Genomic DNA, 14,384 nt, shown 5'->3' with positions numbered 1-14,384 from the left:
TGCCCGTCGTCACCGGTGATGGCTCACCGGTGGCGATGCACCGTGAACACGTGCGCCGGCTCGTAGTAGGGGTCGAGCCGGACGGCGTTGTGCTGTCCCCAGTCGAAGGTCGCGCCGGTGATCTCGTCGCGCACCGTGAACCGCTCGTGCCAGTCGAAACCGAGCGCGGGCATGTCCAACGTCGTGTTACCCCACTGCACGTTGTGTGAATCCAGCGACACGATCACCAGGATCGTGTCGTCGGTCTCCGGGTCGCGCTTGGACCAGCACAGGACCTGCTCGTTGTCGATGCCGTGGAACACCGTGTTGCGCAGCCGCTGCAGCGCCTTGTGCTCGCGGCGCACCGTGTTGAGCCGGCGCAGGTACGGCGCCAGGGACTCGCCGTTGCGCTCGGCCGCCTCCCAGTCGCGCGGGCGCAGCTGGAACTTCTCGTTGTCCAGATACTCCTCGGCGCCCGGCCGGGCCAGGTGCTCGAAGAGCTCGAAGCCCGCGTACATGCCCCAGGACGGGCTGAGCAGCGCGGCCAGCACGGCCCGGATCTTGAACATCGGCGGGCCGCCGTGCTGCAGGTGCTCCGGCAGGATGTCGGGCGTGTTGGGCCAGAAGTTCGGCCGCATGTAGTCGGCGGCGGCGATCAGCTGCTCGACGTACTCCCGGATCTCCCAGCCCAGCACGCGCCAGGTGAAGTAGGTGTACGACTGGGTGAAGCCGATCTTGCCCAGGCCGTGCATCATGGCCGGGCGGGTGAACGCCTCGGCCAGGAACAGCACGTCGGGGTCGACGGCCTTGATCTCGCCGATGATCCAGTGCCAGAACCCGACCGGCTTGGTGTGCGGGTTGTCGACCCGGAAGATCTTGACGCCCTGCCCGACCCAGTGCAGGACGACCCGCAGGATCTCGGCCCGGATGCCTTCCGGGTCGTTGTCGAAGTTCAGCGGGTAGATGTCCTGGTACTTCTTGGGCGGGTTCTCGGCGTAGGCGATGCTGCCGTCGGCCCGGGTGGTGAACCACTCCGGGTGCTCGGTGACCCACGGGTGGTCCGGCGCGCACTGCAGCGCCAGGTCCATGGCGATCTCCACGCCGACCCCCTGCGCGGCGGCGACGAACGCCCGGAAGTCGGCCAGGGTGCCGAGGTCCGGGTGGATCGCGTCGTGCCCGCCCTCCTCCGCCCCGATCGCCCACGGCGAGCCGATGTCCTCGGGGCCGGCGACCAGCGTGTTGTTCGGGCCCTTGCGGTTGACTCGCCCGATCGGGTGGATCGGCGGGAGGTACACCACGTCGAAGCCCATCGCCGCCACCTGGGCCAGCCGCGGGGTGGCGCTGGCGAAGGTGCCGTGCTTGACCGGCTTGCCGCGCTCGTCGACGACGGCGCCCTCGGAGCGCGGGAAGAACTCGTACCAGGCGGAGAACAGCGCCCGCTCCCGGTCGCACCACAGCGGCAGCGCCACGCCGCGGGTCACCTGCTGGCGCAGCGGGTGCCGCCACAGCACGTCGGTGACACCGAGCGCCGGCGACACCCGCGCGAACAGCGGGATGTCGGCGTCGTCGAGCGCGCCGGCCGCGCCGAGGACCCGGCCCCGTTCCGCCTCCGGCATGCCCTCGGCCGCCTCGCGCAGCAGCGCCGCGCCCTCGGTCAGGTCGTTGGCGAGGTCCTCCAGGCCCTGCCCGGCCGCGATCTTCTTGGAGACCGCGTTGTGCCAGGTGAGGTACGGGTCGCTGAACGCCTCCACCGCGAACGTCCAGGCGCCGACGGCGTCCGGGCGGATCTCGCCGAGCCACGAGTCGGTGCCGACCGGGCCGGGGACGAGCCGGTTGAACGGCCGCTCGCTCCCGTCGGGGGCGATGAGCACCACGTTGGTGCCCATCATCGCGTGGCCCTCGCGGTACGACACGGCGGAGACCGGCACCGCCTCCCCGACGACGGCCTTGGCCGCGAAGCGACCGCCCTCGATCTGCGGGGTCACCTGCTCGATGGGGAACCGCTGGCCGACCCCGACCGCCGGGGCGTGGAAGAACGCGGCGGGCGACTCGGCGGTCTCCTGGGCCTGCACCGGCTCCTCGGACAGGGCGATCTCCGTCTCGGTCGGCTTGGTGGTCGCGATCTCGGTCTTGAGCGCCTCAGGGGGATTGCCCATGATCCTCACCGTATCGAATTGTCCGGGAGCCCGCAGGACTCGTCTTGGTATTTGTCAGGGTTCGACCCGCTGCCCCTTGCCCACGACCACGATGCCGCCCTCGGAGACGGTGAACCGCTGCCGATCGCGTTCGAGGTCGACGCCGATCTCGGCGCCCTCGGGGACGATCACGTTCTTGTCCAGGATGGCGTTGCGCACCACGGCGTGCCGCCCGATGTCCACGCCCTCCATGAGCACCGAGCCCTCGACGTGCGCCCACGAGTGGACCTTCACATTGGGGGAGACGACCGAGTTCTCCACCAGCGAGCCGGAGATCACGGCGCCGGGGGAGATCATCGAGCCGATCGCGCGGCCGACCCGCTCGCCCCAGCCGTGCACGAACTTGGCCGGCGGCCACGGGGTGTTCCCGGTGAAGATCGGCCAGTCGAAGTTGTACAGGTTGAAGACCGGCTGCACCGCTATGAGATCCATGTTGGCCTCGTAGTACGAGTCCAGCGTGCCGACGTCGCGCCAGTAGCCGCGGTCGCGTTCCGAGCTGCCGGGCACGATGTTCGTGCTGAAGTCGTACACGGCGGCGTCGTTCTTCTCCACGAAGTACGGGATGATGTTGCCGCCCATGTCGTGCTTGCTGGAGGCGTCCTGCGCGTCGCGGCTCACCGCGTCGATGAGCGCGTCGGTGGTGAACACGTAGTTGCCCATGGACGCGTAGATCTCGTCCGGCGCGTCGGGCAGGCCGATCGCGTCCTTGGGCTTCTCCCGGAACGCGCTGATCTGCCGGCCGCCCTCGCCGACCTCGATCACGCCGAACTGGTCGGCCGTCGACAGCGGCTGGCGGATGCCGGCGACCGTGGCGGCCGCGCCCGACTCGATGTGCTGGCGCACCATCTGCTCGGGGTCCATCCGGTAGATGTGGTCCGCGCCGAAGACGATGACGTAGTCGGGCTTCTCGTCGTTGATGAGGTTCAGGCTCTGGTAGATCGCGTCCGCGGAGCCGGCGAACCAGCGCGGGCCCAGGCGCTGCTGCGCGGGCACCGGCGTCACGTAGTTGCCCAGCAGCGTCGACATCCGCCACGTCTTGGTGACGTGCCGGTCCAGCGAGTGCGACTTGTACTGGGTCAGCACGACCATCTTGAGATAGCCGCCGTTGGCCAGGTTGGACAGCACGAAGTCGATCAGGCGGTAGATGCCGCCGAACGGCACCGCGGGCTTGGCGCGATCCGTGGTCAAGGGCATGAGCCGCTTGCCCTCACCACCGGCGAGGACGATCGCGAGGACGTTCTTGGCAGCCATGGGCCAGACGCTAAACGTGTCCGGCGTGTTGCGCCAGACGAACAGCAATTAGTGTTTGGGTGTGCGTGTAGACCTGCTGACTCGAGAGTACCCGCCGGACGTCTACGGCGGCGCCGGCGTGCATCTGGAGTATCTCGCCCGCGAGCTTCGCAACCTCCCGCTGGACGTGCGGGTGCACTGCTTCGGCGCGCCCCGCAGCGAGGCCGGCGTGATCGGGTACGCCGACCCGGCCGGGCTCGCCGGGGCCAACGCCGCGCTGCGGACCATGGGCGTCGACCTGGAGATGGCCGCCGGATGCGCGGGCACCGACCTCGTGCACAGCCACACCTGGTACGCCAACCTGGCCGGGCACGTGGCGAAACTGCTGCACGGGGTACCACATGTGGTGACCACGCACAGCCTGGAGCCGCTGCGGCCGTGGAAGGCCGAGCAGCTCGGCGGCGGCTACGCGCTCTCGTCCTGGTGCGAGCGGACCGCGATCGAGGCCGCCGACGCCGTCATCGCCGTGTCGGCCGGCATGAAGGCCGACGTCCTGCGCGCCTACCCCGACGTGGACCCCGACAAGGTGCACGTCGTCTACAACGGCATCGACACCGCCCAGTACGCTCCGGACCCGTCCACCGACGTGCTGGAGCGCCTCGGGATCGCCACGGACAGACCCAGCGTGGTGTACGTCGGGCGGATCACGCGGCAGAAGGGCCTGCCGTACCTGCTGCGGGCGGCCCGCGACCTGCCGCCGGACGTCCAGCTGGTGCTGCTGGCGGGCGCACCCGACACGCCCGAGATCGCGGCTGAGGTGACCGCGCTGGCCGACGAGCTCAAGGCGAGCCGGTCCGGGGTCGTCTGGGTGCAGGAGATGCTGCCCAAGCGCGAGGTCATCCAGGTGCTCACGCACGCGACGCTGTTCGTGTGCCCGTCCATCTACGAGCCGATGGGGATCGTCAACCTGGAGGCGATGGCCTGCCAGACGGCGGTGGTGGCCACCGCGACCGGCGGCATCCCCGAGGTGGTGGCCGACCGCGAGACCGGGCTGCTGGTCCCGATCGAGCAGGTCGCCGACGGCTCCGGCACGCCGCTGGACGCCGCCAGGTTCGAGGCCGACCTGGCCGAGGCGATGACCGCGCTGCTGGAGGACCCGGCCCGGGCGGCCGCGTTCGGGCGGGCCGGGCGGCAGCGGGCGGTGGACCACTTCTCGTGGGCCGCGATCGCCGACCGGACGCACGCCGTCTATCAGTCGGTGACGTGATCGGTGATGAGCTGACTGATCACGTCGGGTTGCTCGACGTTGGCCAGATGGGCCGCATTCGGTACCACCACCAGGCGGCTGTCGCGCACCCGCGCGTGGATCAGCTCGCCGTGCTCGGGTGGCGTGGCGGGATCGTCGGCCCCGGCGATGACCAGCGTCGGGGCGGCGATCCGCGGTAGCTCGTCGCGCAGGTCCATGGCGGCGATCGCCTCGCACCCGCCCGCGTAGCCCTCGGCCGGGCAGGCGGCGATCATCGCCCGGTACGGCGCCACCCGGGCCGGGAGCGCGGCCCGGTAGAGCGGGGTGAACCAGCGGCCGAGGACCGCGTCGGCCACCGGCTGCATCCCGCCGGTGCGCACCTGGTGGGCGCGCTCCAGCCAGCCGTCGGCCGGGGGCAGGTGGGCCGAGGTGCAGATCAGCACCAGGCGCTCGATGCGCTCGGGGGCGTGCGCCGCGAGCCACATGCCGACCATGCCGCCGAGGGAGAGGCCGCAGTACGAGGCCCGCTCGATGCCCAGCCGGTCGAGCAGCGCCAGCACGTCCCGGCCGAGCTCCTCGATCGCGTACGGCCCGGCCGGCACCGGCGACCCGCCGTGCCCGCGGTGGTCGAAGCGCACCACCCGCAGCCGGGCCCCGAAGCGCGTCAGCTGCGGCCGCCACATGTCCAGGTTGCTGCCCAGCGACCCGCCGAGCAGCAGGAAGGGCGCGCCGAGCGGGCCCGCGGTGCGTTGGAACAGCGTCGTTGCCGTCACGAGATCCTTCTACCACCTCGCTTCGCTGTGGGCTTAACGGTGCGGCGCCGTTGTGGCGTTATTGTCGTTCTCGGGTAGCGCGCCTGCCCGCGCCGCCGGCGGTTTGTTCCGGCGGTCAAGAGGCTTCGACTCAGCGCATCCACCTTCGGTTCGAGGGCGGGTGCAGGTCTCGGCGCCCGCCGGAAGGCGTCGATGCCCCATGTTCGAGCGCTTCACGGACACCGCCCGCCGCGTCGTCGTGCTGGCCCAGGAGTCCGCCCGCACCCTCAACCACAACTATCTCGGCTCCGAGCACCTGCTGCTCGGCCTGCTGATGGAGCCCGACGGCGTCGGCGGCGCCGCCCTGCGCGCCCTCGGCGTCACGCTGGACCGGGCCCGAGCCGAGGTCGAGGAGATCGTCGGCCTCGGCCCGAGCGCCCCGACCGCCCACATCCCGTTCACGCCCCGCGCCAAGAAGGTCCTGGAGCTGGCCCTGCGCGAGGCGCTGCGGCTCGGGCACAACCACGTCTGCACCGAGCACGTCCTGCTGGGCCTGGTCCGGGAGGGCGAGGGCACGGCCGCGCAGATCCTGGTCCGCCTCGGCGCCTCGCCCAACGCCCTGCGCGCCCAGATCATGGACACCCTGACCGGCCACCCCTCGGCCGCGCCGCCGTTTTCGTCCTCGTCCTCGTCCTCGGACCGCGCCGCAAGCCCGACCCTGGACCAGTTCGGCCACGACCTGACCGCCGACGCGCGCAACGGGGCCCTCGACCCGGTGATCGGCCGCGACACCGAGATCGAGCGGGTCGTGCAGATCCTCACCTGCCGCCGCAAGAACAACCCGATCCTCACCGGCGAGCCGGGCGTGGGCAAGACCGCCGTCGTCGAGGGCCTGGCCCAGCGGATCGTGGCCGGCGCCGTGCCCCCGTCGCTGACCGGCCGCAGCGTGTACTCCCTGGACCTGGGCGGGCTGGTGGCCGGCTCGCGGTACCGCGGCGACTTCGAGGAACGCCTCCGCAAGGTCATCAAGGAGATCCGCACCCGCGGCGACGTCATCGTCTTCATCGACGAGATCCACACCCTGGTCGGAGCGGGCGCCGCCGAGGGCGCGATCGACGCCGCGGCCCTGCTCAAGCCGCTGCTGGCCCGCGGCGAGCTGCAGACCATCGGCGCCACCACCACGGACGAGTACCGCCGCTACATCAGCCGCGACGGTGCCCTGGACCGCCGCTTCCAGCAGGTGGTGATCGACCCGCCGACGGTGCCGGAGTCGATCGCGATCCTGCGCGGCCTGCGGGCGGGCTACGAGTCGCACCACGGCGTGACGTACACGGACGAGGCCCTGGTCGCGGCGGTGCACCTGGCCGACCGGTACGTCCCCGACCGGCGCCTGCCGGACAAGGCCATCGACCTGCTGGACGAGTCGGGCGCCAGAGCCGCTCTGGCGGCTTCTTTGCCGGTCGACCGTGGTGGGGCCGCTTTGCCGGGCGACCGTGGTGGGGCCGCTTTGCCGGGCGACCGTGGTGGGGCCGCTTTGCCGGGCGACCGTGGTGGGGCCGCTTTGCCGGGCGACCGTGGTGGGGCCGCTTTGCCGGGCGACCGTGGTGGGGCCGCTTTGCCGGGTGATCGTGCTGGGTCTGCTTTGCCGGGTGATCGTGCTGGGTCCGCTTTGTCGGGCCCGGTTCCGGTTGTCGTCGACCGTGACCGGATTGCGCAGGTTTTGGCGTCGTGGACGGGGATTCCGGTGGGCGCGTTGAGTGCCGACGAGGCCACCCGGCTGCTGGGCCTCGAGGACGCGCTGCACGAACGGGTGGTGGGCCAGGTCCACGCAGTGCGTTCGGTGGCCGCGGCGATCCGCCGGGCCCGCACCGGCCTGAGCGACCCGAAGCGCCCGACGGCGTCGTTCATCTTCGCGGGCCCCTCCGGCGTCGGCAAGTCCTCCCTGGCCAAAGCCCTGGCCGAGCACCTGTTCGGCACGGAGGAGGCGCTGATCCAGCTCGACATGTCGGAGTACCACGACCACCACACCGTTGCCCGCCTGATCGGCGCACCTCCCGGCTACGTCGGCCACGACGACGGCGGCCAGCTCACCGAACGCATCCGCCGCCGCCCCTTCTCGGTGATCCTCTTCGACGAGATCGAGAAGGCCCACCCGGACGTCTTCAACGCCCTGCTGCAGATCCTGGAGGACGGCCACCTGACCGACGCCCAGGGCCGCCGCGCCGACTTCCGCCACGCCGTCCTGATCCTGACCACCAACCTCGGCACGGCGACCACCCCGGCCGGCTTCGCATCGGGCGTGGCCACCGCTATTGGTCGCGACCTGGAGCGCCACTTCCGCCCCGAGTTCCTCAACCGCATCGACGACGTGCTGGTCTTCCACGCCCTCTCCACCGACCAGCTCTTGCGGATCGTCGACCACCACCTGCTGCGGGTCACGCTGGAACTGGACTCGCGGGGCATCACACTGTCGGTGACGGCCGCGGCCCGCTCGCACCTGGCGACGGCGGGCTCGGACCCGGCCCTGGGCGCCCGCCCCTTGCGCCGAGCCGTCCAGCGCGAACTGGAGACGGAGCTGTCGACCCGTCTCCTGAACGCAACCCTGAACCCGGGCGACGACATCACCGTCGACGCCACGGGCACCCACCTGACGTTCACGGTCACGCCGGCCCCGATCGACGCGGAGCCCCCGACCCGAGTCCCCGCCTGACGACCGCTCCCGGCTGCCCGGGCACAAACACCCGGGCAGCCGCCTCCCCTCGAACGCCGTGCCAGAGTGGCGCGCCGTCAGGAGATTCGGCGCGGTCGGCGCGGGCGGCGTGCCGCGTGTCGGACGGCGTGGTCGGCGCGTGCCGCGTGCCGCGTGCCGGGCGGCGTGGTCAGCGGGTCGGCGCGTGCCGCGTGCCGGGCGGCGGGCGGCGGGCGGCGGGCGGCGTGGTCAGCGGGTCGGCGCAGTTGGCGTGTCGCGTGTCGGGCGGCGTGGTCAGCGGGTCGGCGTGGTCGGCGTCGGACTCCTGGTTCGGGTCAGGAGGTCGGGGCGGTGGCGTCGGGTCGGGGCGGCGGCGTCGGGTTGGGTCAGTAGGTCAGGGCGGCTGCGTCGGACTCCTGGTTGGGTAGCACCACCACGTCGGACGGCTGGACCTGGCGTGTGGTCTGGTCGTCGTCGAACGCGATGTCGTAGGCGGTCGGTGCACCCGAGGCGGACCAGTGTGCGCCGAGGATGGTGCCCTCGCGGTGTGGCAGCTGCCCGGGCCGGCGGACGCGGGTGCCTGGGGCGTGGCCGTCCTCGGAGACGATGAGGAGGGCGTCGAGCGTTTGGCGTACGCCCTGCCAAGGGGCCGGCTGGACCATCGGGTCGCCGGAGTAGTTCTCGGTCGGGGTGCACAAGCGGCGGTGGGCGAGGGTCAGCAGGTCGGCCGCGTACCGGGTGGCGGGCTCCGCATGATGCTGGGCTGCGACCAGGGCGCCGTCGATCCGGTGCCACCGCGCCGCGGGGCCGTCGGCCAGGAGCGCGCGGGCGGCTCGGTCCAGGTCGGAGCAGGTGATGTCGACCGCGGTCTCCTCGCCCAGTTCGGCCGTCCACGCCAGGTCGAGGGGAGCGGGGACGAGGCCGGGGCTCTCGTGGGCCACGGCGAGATAGACCATTGCCAGCAGCTCCGCCCGGTACTCGCCGCCGTAGAAGGGCAGGCCTGACATCTCGCCGGTGGGGAAGCGGTCGGTCAGGTGCCGGGCCCGACCGGTCGGGATGCGTGCCGCGATCCGGGTGGCGGCCAGCTTGGCCTCGGCGGTGCGGGCCTCGCGGCCCACGATGGTCCAGCGTCCGTGGGACAGCACTGCCGGATAGACCGTGCGGCCCGTGTTGGCCAGGGTCTCGCCGGGCGCCAGGGCGGCGGCGGCCAGTTGCCGGGCGGCGATGGAGTAGGCGACCCCGGCCTGCGCGGCGTGCGCCCGTACCGCCCGCCGACGCGCCCGATCCCGCCCTGACCGCGACTTCGCCCGCCCCCGCGCCTGCGACTGCGATGACGGCGATGACGACATCGATGGCAACGGCGACGGTGATGACGGAGATGACGATGGCGGCGGCGATGCCAGGGGTGACGACGACTGCGACGACGACTGCGACGGCGATGACGACCGCGGCGACGACGATGGCGACGACGATGGCGAGGGCAGCGACGAGGACCGCGACGATGGCGGCGGCGACGATGACGGCGGCGACGAAGGCGAGGGCGACGCGGGCGGTGACGACGACCGCAGCGATGATGGCGAGGGCGATGCCGGCGGCGACGATGGCGATGACGACGACCGCGGCGGCGATGACGGCGGTTCCGGTGGGGGTGTGGAATCCGTGGCGTCTGGGAGCGCGTGGGGTGGGGTGGGGTCCTGCGGGTTGTCGGCCATCTCGAGTCCTCCGGCGTCGACCCACGCTCGCACCGATCGGACCGGCATCGTCTCCCGCCGGGCAGCGTTGGGCGCTGACCGAATCGGTGCGCTGAGTCGGGGACTCTTGGCCTTGGGACCGGTCGGCGTGGGCGGCCGGTAAGGCTCGGGCAGGCGCGCTGCCCGAGCCCACAATACCGCTCCGCCGGTCCCGGCGCCTGCCCCGGTCAGAGGGTTACCAGGGAGCGGATCGCCAGGGCTGAGCCGACCAGGAGGACCAGGGCGGCTGTGCCGTTCGGGGCCCAGGTGGTCAGGCGGGGGCTCAGTTTGAGGCGGGCCGGCCATTGCCAGCGGTCGCGGATCCGGATCAGCAGCAGGCCGGCGGCGGTGAGGACGGCGGCCATCCCGGCTCCGTACGCGAGGACCAGCAGCACGCCGAACCACGTCCGGCCCAGGCCGATTGCGCCCAGCAGCACGACCAGCGCCGACGGGCTCGGGACCAGGCCGCCGGCGACGCCCATGCCGACGATCGCCCACCGGCTCGGGCCGTCCGAGTTGTGGGAATGGCCGTGGTCCGAGGCGTGGGAATGGCCGTGATCCGAGGCGTGGGAGTGGTGCTGACCCGACCCGTGGGAATGCCCGTGGGAGTGCCCGTGGGAGTGACCCGCAGCAATGCCCGAGCGCTGTCGGGCGCGCAGCATCCCCACGCCGACCGCGGCCACCAAGACCCCCGACACCACGCCCAGCCAGCCCAGGACACGCTCGCCCGCCAGGCCCGCCGCCGTGGTCAGCAGCAGCCCCAGCACCAGCACCCCGCCCGTGTGGGTCAGGGTCACCGTCGCGCCCACGGCCAAGGCGTCGCGAGGCCGTCCCCGCCGGCCGGCGAGGTACGCCGCCATCACCGTCTTGCCGTGCCCCGGCAGCGCCGCGTGGGCGCCGCCGAGTACGAGTGCCAAGAGCACAGCCAGGAAGCCGACCCACGGCGTGAGCGAGCGCGACCCCACGAAACCCCGCAGCACCGACTCCGCCCGCACCAGCCACGACGGCCCCCCGGCAAGAGCACCAGGCGCCGCCGAGGCATCCGTCGAGCCGCCGGGTACGACCGTGAACGACGCGCTCCGCACGGCGGGCGGCGAGCTCAGGAGATCATCCGGGTACATCCGAAGGCCGTCTGTGACCGAAGCGGTCGGCAGCGCCGAACCCGAAAGGTGCACCCCGGCGGCGGTGGCCGTCAGCTCGCGCCACCCCACCCGGTCGTCGCGGTAGCGCGAGACCACCGAAACAGGAGCAGGCGCGGACAGCGACGCCGGCGCCGACAAGCCGCACGACAAGCGGCTGGTGCGCAGGCCGCCCGAGCCCTCGGAGTACACCAGCGAGGAGGAGACCACCGAGAAGACCAGCGGCGAACCCGAGACCCGCACCGCGAACGCGGCGTTGAACGCGGCGCACTCCGTGGGAGCGGTCAGCGTCTCCTGCAGGGTGGGCAGCTCCGCGAAGTCCACCGTCACCGCCACGTCGACCTGGGACGGGGTGAACGACAGCGCCGCCAGCTGGTTCACCGAGAAGTTGCCCAGCGGGTGCGCGGACGCCGTGCCCGGCAGCAGCAGCACGCCGCCCAGCGCGATCAGCAGCGCCACGACCCACTTCACGACAGGCCCGCCAAGGTTGTGGCCGCCACCGGGGCGTCGACCGGCGAGAAGTGCGGGTTCAGCGCCAGCGCGAGTTGGAGTTGCAGCCGGGCCGTGGCCCGGTCGCCGGTGCCCAGCGCGATCATGCCGTGGTGGAAGGCCACCGCCGGGTCGAGCCGGCCGAGGGCTTCGGCCTGCTGGACGTACGGCAGGGCCTCGGCGGACCGGCCGGCGGCGTGCAGGCTCCACGCCACCGCGTCGGCGACCTCGGCGAACTGGCGGCGGTCCCACTCGCGCAGGGCCAGTTGCACGGCCTCCGCGGGGCGGCCGGCCGCCAGGGCGAGCGCGGACGCGCCCAGGTCGTCGACGCCGCCGTTGGCCTCGAACAGCTGGTGCGCCGCCTCGGCCAGGCGCAGCGTCGCCGAGGGGTCCCGGCCCGCGGCGGTCAGCATGCGGGCCTGCTCGACCAGCGCGTCGACCGTCGGCGTGCGGGCCACCACCTTCTCCAGGTCCACCAGGGCGAGGTCGAGGTGGCCGGCGGCCGCGTCCACGCGGGACTTGAGCTGCCACAGGCCCGCGGCGGTGGCGTCGGCGGCCAGGCCCAGCGTGATCTCCGAGGTCGCCGTCGCCACGTCCCCGGCCGCCCAGGCCAGCGCGGCCAGGTGCTGGTGGCAGAAGGCGAGGTCGGCGGGCTCGACGGCCAGGGACAGGGCGCGGCGCATCAGGTCCATCGCGTCGGTACGGCGGCCGTGCTGCTCCAGGTCGTACGACGCCCTCGTGTACGAGGCCAGGCCCGGTCTCAGGTCGAGCATGTGCTGTACCGCATCCGTGGCCGGCAAAGGGTGCCCGAGCTGCGTCTCCGCGTCGGCGAGCACCCCGTAGGCCGTGTCGGACCAGGGGTCGGCGGCCAGGGCCTGTTGCGCGAGGGCCCGCGCCGCGGTGAAATCGTGCCGGGCGTTGGCCAGGGCGCCCAGGCCGGCGAGGGCGGGCGGGTTGCCGGCCCGCACCTCGAGGGACTTGCGCAGCGCGCCCTCGGCCTTCGGGTAAAAGGACGGGTCGGCCGTGGCCCGCGCCTGCTCCAGATAAGCGGAGCCCAGCGCGGCCCAGGTGGTCCAGTCGCCCGGCACGCGGCGCAGGCGCTCCTGATGGGCGGCGATCGCCGCGGGAAGTCCCGCCGAGGGCCGGTCGGACGAGCCAAAAGCGGTTTCCGTGGTACCGCCGGTGCGCCCGGCCACCGCCCCCAGCCCGAGGAGCAGCGCGGCGGCCAGCACCACGGTCACGATCATGCGTACTCGCACGGCGATCGCCTCCTCATCCGCTCAGGACAGCGGCGAGCGGCGCCGCCGCCACCAGCCGACGAACAGGGTCGCGCCGAGCCCGGCCGCGAGGGCCGAGGCGCCGACGGTCACGGCGGTCATCCCGTCGTTGGACTGCGCCGCGGACGGCACGATGGCCACCGTCGACGGCGACGCGGCGGGCGCCGACGCGGCCTGCACCGAACGGGAGCCGTTGGGCAGTGCCACGTACGGGAACGTCGGCCCGAACGCGTTGTCGTTCACGTCCACCTTGTCGCCGGTGGCCAGGGCGTCGACGAGCTTGCCGGTCGCCGCCGCCCCCTCGACCGCCTGCACCGAGATGTCCACGACGTCGTCGGTGAGCCGCCGGCCGTTGGGGAAGCCCTGCAGGTCCCCGCCGAGCACCCCGAGCCGGTTCGGCTGCGCGGTGACCGGGACGCCGAGGTTGAGCCGCAGCATCTCCGACGGGCGGAAGTTCGCCTCGTTCACGTCCGCGTTGTTGAGCTGGGAGTTCAGGTCGGCCTTGATCGGGCCGCCGGCCTTGGTGGTGATGCCGGTCAGGAAGATCTCGGTGAGGTCGTTGCGGGGTGTGGCCGGGGCCGGGACCTTGTAGATGCTCTCGATGAGCTTGGGCAGCTCCGGATCGGTGACCCGCTGCACGACGGCGGGGATGCCGGCGTCCTTGTCCGGGCCGATCGCGTTGAACGCGTCCTTGAGCTCGGCCGGGATCACCACCTCGTTGACGAGCGGGTTGCCCAGCCGGGAGACCTGGACCCGCTCGGCCGTGCGGATGTCGCCGCCGGTGACGCGCGTCCTGGTCCGCTCGGTGGTGGTCCAGACGCCGATCACGGGGTTGCGCTTCGGGTCGCCCTTGAGCGCGACGTCGGTGAAGGGCACCTGCAGGGCGATGGTGTTGACGTTGTACCCCTTGAGCGTGTCCCGCCCCACCTCGCTCAGATCGCCGCCGTAGAGCAGATCGAACACGCGCAGGTCGAGGAAGAACGGGTCGTCGGCCTGGCCGGCGAACGTGTTCCAGCCGCCGGGCAGGCGCTTGTCGGCCTCGGCGCGCAGCTTCGCGTAGTCGGGCATGGTGGCCTGGCCGACCCGCGACGGGGCGACCGGGGCGCCGGTGACCCGGGTCTTGAACGGCTCGCCGTGGAACGACGACTCGAGCGTGTACGTCTGGCGGAACAGCAGGTTCTCGTCGTCGAGCGAGGTGACGGGCCCGTTGGCGTACAAAAACGTGTTCTTGCCGCGTTTGTCGACGTTCTGGAACGTCCACCGGAAGATCGCGTCGGGCTTGGCGTCGCCGTCGCTGTCGACGTTGACGAGGTAGGCGGCGTCGGTGGCGAAGGGGTAGAAGTTCGGCCCGCCGTCGGGGTCCTCGAACGGCTGCCAGTTGGCGATGAACGTGACGTAGCCGGCCCGCTCGGGGCTGACGAAGGCGTAGAGATCGGTGTTGTCGACCGACGGGTCGGCCGCGATGAGCGGCGCCTCCCGGTGGCTCGACGCGGCCGAGGACACCGGTCCCAGGCCGCCCAGCGCGACGCCGGCGGCCACCGCCGTGGCGGCGCCGGCCCGCAGGACGGTTGCGAAACGCATCTGCGTGGTCCTCCCACATCCGTGGCGGCCCGGGCTGTCGGACCGCCGTGCGGAAGGGGTTCGCGTCGATGCGTGCG

At 72.4% G+C, this 14,384-nt stretch carries 10 protein-coding genes; 3 read left to right on the top strand and 7 right to left on the bottom strand.

Features of this window, described 5'->3' with window-relative positions; translation table 11 throughout:
* Positions 1 to 23: 23 nt before the first annotated feature.
* Positions 24 to 2,135: an alpha-1,4-glucan--maltose-1-phosphate maltosyltransferase gene (locus tag ACQP00_RS36865; RefSeq protein WP_433204941.1), complete on the bottom strand. Its 2,112-nt coding sequence runs from the start codon at positions 2,133 to 2,135 to the stop codon at positions 24 to 26.
* A gap of 54 nt (positions 2,136 to 2,189) precedes the next feature.
* On the bottom strand, positions 2,190 to 3,425 hold the full coding sequence (glgC, locus tag ACQP00_RS36860; RefSeq protein WP_433204938.1) for a glucose-1-phosphate adenylyltransferase: 1,236 nt from the start codon (positions 3,423 to 3,425) through the stop codon (positions 2,190 to 2,192).
* Between the two features lie 61 nt (positions 3,426 to 3,486).
* Here glgC and glgA point away from each other — a divergent pair, with 61 nt between their 5' ends.
* Entirely contained in the window at positions 3,487 to 4,671 is a 1,185-nt protein-coding gene (gene glgA / locus ACQP00_RS36855; protein ID WP_433204935.1) for a glycogen synthase, read from the top strand.
* On the opposite strand, the gene pcaD is transcribed toward glgA, so the two are convergent.
* Positions 4,656 to 5,423: a 3-oxoadipate enol-lactonase gene (gene pcaD / locus ACQP00_RS36850; protein ID WP_433204932.1), complete on the bottom strand. Its 768-nt coding sequence runs from the start codon at positions 5,421 to 5,423 to the stop codon at positions 4,656 to 4,658. The two genes, glgA and pcaD, sit on opposite strands and share 16 nt — an antisense overlap.
* 199 nt (positions 5,424 to 5,622) lie before the next feature.
* Here pcaD and ACQP00_RS36845 point away from each other — a divergent pair, with 199 nt between their 5' ends.
* Positions 5,623 to 8,112 carry an ATP-dependent Clp protease ATP-binding subunit gene (locus ACQP00_RS36845; RefSeq protein ID WP_433204928.1) on the top strand — a complete coding sequence of 830 codons (2,490 nt, stop codon included), beginning with the start codon at positions 5,623 to 5,625 and terminating at the stop codon, positions 8,110 to 8,112.
* Between the two features lie 365 nt (positions 8,113 to 8,477).
* Here the strand turns inward: ACQP00_RS36845 and ACQP00_RS36840 are convergent, their stop codons facing one another.
* On the bottom strand, positions 8,478 to 9,440 hold the full coding sequence (locus ACQP00_RS36840) for a hypothetical protein (protein ID WP_433204925.1): 963 nt from the start codon (positions 9,438 to 9,440) through the stop codon (positions 8,478 to 8,480).
* On the opposite strand from ACQP00_RS36840, the gene ACQP00_RS36835 reads away from it, so the two are divergent.
* On the top strand, positions 9,431 to 9,898 hold the full coding sequence (locus tag ACQP00_RS36835; protein WP_433204922.1) for a hypothetical protein: 468 nt from the start codon (positions 9,431 to 9,433) through the stop codon (positions 9,896 to 9,898). The genes ACQP00_RS36840 and ACQP00_RS36835 overlap by 10 nt on opposite strands.
* 111 nt (positions 9,899 to 10,009) lie before the next feature.
* Here ACQP00_RS36835 and ACQP00_RS36830 read toward each other — a convergent pair whose 3' ends face one another.
* The 3 genes from ACQP00_RS36830 to ACQP00_RS36820 are packed head-to-tail and all read right to left on the bottom strand — an operon-like array spanning position 10,010 to position 14,307.
* Positions 10,010 to 11,431: a nickel/cobalt transporter gene (locus ACQP00_RS36830; protein ID WP_433204919.1), complete on the bottom strand. Its 1,422-nt coding sequence runs from the start codon at positions 11,429 to 11,431 to the stop codon at positions 10,010 to 10,012.
* The gene (locus ACQP00_RS36825; protein WP_433204915.1) at positions 11,428 to 12,708 is read right to left on the bottom strand and encodes a tetratricopeptide repeat protein; all 1,281 of its coding nucleotides are present in this window, start codon (positions 12,706 to 12,708) and stop codon (positions 11,428 to 11,430) included. The genes ACQP00_RS36830 and ACQP00_RS36825 overlap by 4 nt, the downstream gene beginning before the upstream one ends.
* A 21-nt stretch (positions 12,709 to 12,729) precedes the next feature.
* Complete coding sequence (locus tag ACQP00_RS36820) at positions 12,730 to 14,307, bottom strand: DUF4331 domain-containing protein (protein WP_433204912.1); 1,578 nt, start codon at positions 14,305 to 14,307, stop codon at positions 12,730 to 12,732.
* Between the last annotated feature and the right edge of the window lie 77 nt (positions 14,308 to 14,384).

The organism is Dactylosporangium sp. CS-047395 (assembly GCF_050942185.1).
In the GTDB taxonomy this organism is placed as follows: Bacteria; Actinomycetota; Actinomycetes; order Mycobacteriales; family Micromonosporaceae; genus Dactylosporangium.
The sequence above is the reverse complement of the archived record's forward strand: the minus strand, read 5'-3'. Positions and strand labels throughout refer to the sequence as shown.

Excerpts from the sequence above, each read along its gene's own strand:
- ACQP00_RS36865 (WP_433204941.1), bottom strand. The coding sequence starts at position 2,135 with ATGGGCAATCCCCCTGAGGCGCTCAAGACCGAGATCGCGACCACCAAG.
- glgC (WP_433204938.1), bottom strand. The coding sequence starts at position 3,425 with ATGGCTGCCAAGAACGTCCTCGCGATCGTCCTCGCCGGTGGTGAGGGC.
- ACQP00_RS36845 (WP_433204928.1), top strand. The coding sequence starts at position 5,623 with ATGTTCGAGCGCTTCACGGACACCGCCCGCCGCGTCGTCGTGCTGGCC.
- ACQP00_RS36835 (WP_433204922.1), top strand. The coding sequence starts at position 9,431 with ATGACGACATCGATGGCAACGGCGACGGTGATGACGGAGATGACGATG.
- ACQP00_RS36840 (WP_433204925.1), bottom strand. The coding sequence starts at position 9,440 with ATGTCGTCATCGCCGTCATCGCAGTCGCAGGCGCGGGGGCGGGCGAAG.
- ACQP00_RS36820 (WP_433204912.1), bottom strand. The coding sequence starts at position 14,307 with ATGCGTTTCGCAACCGTCCTGCGGGCCGGCGCCGCCACGGCGGTGGCC.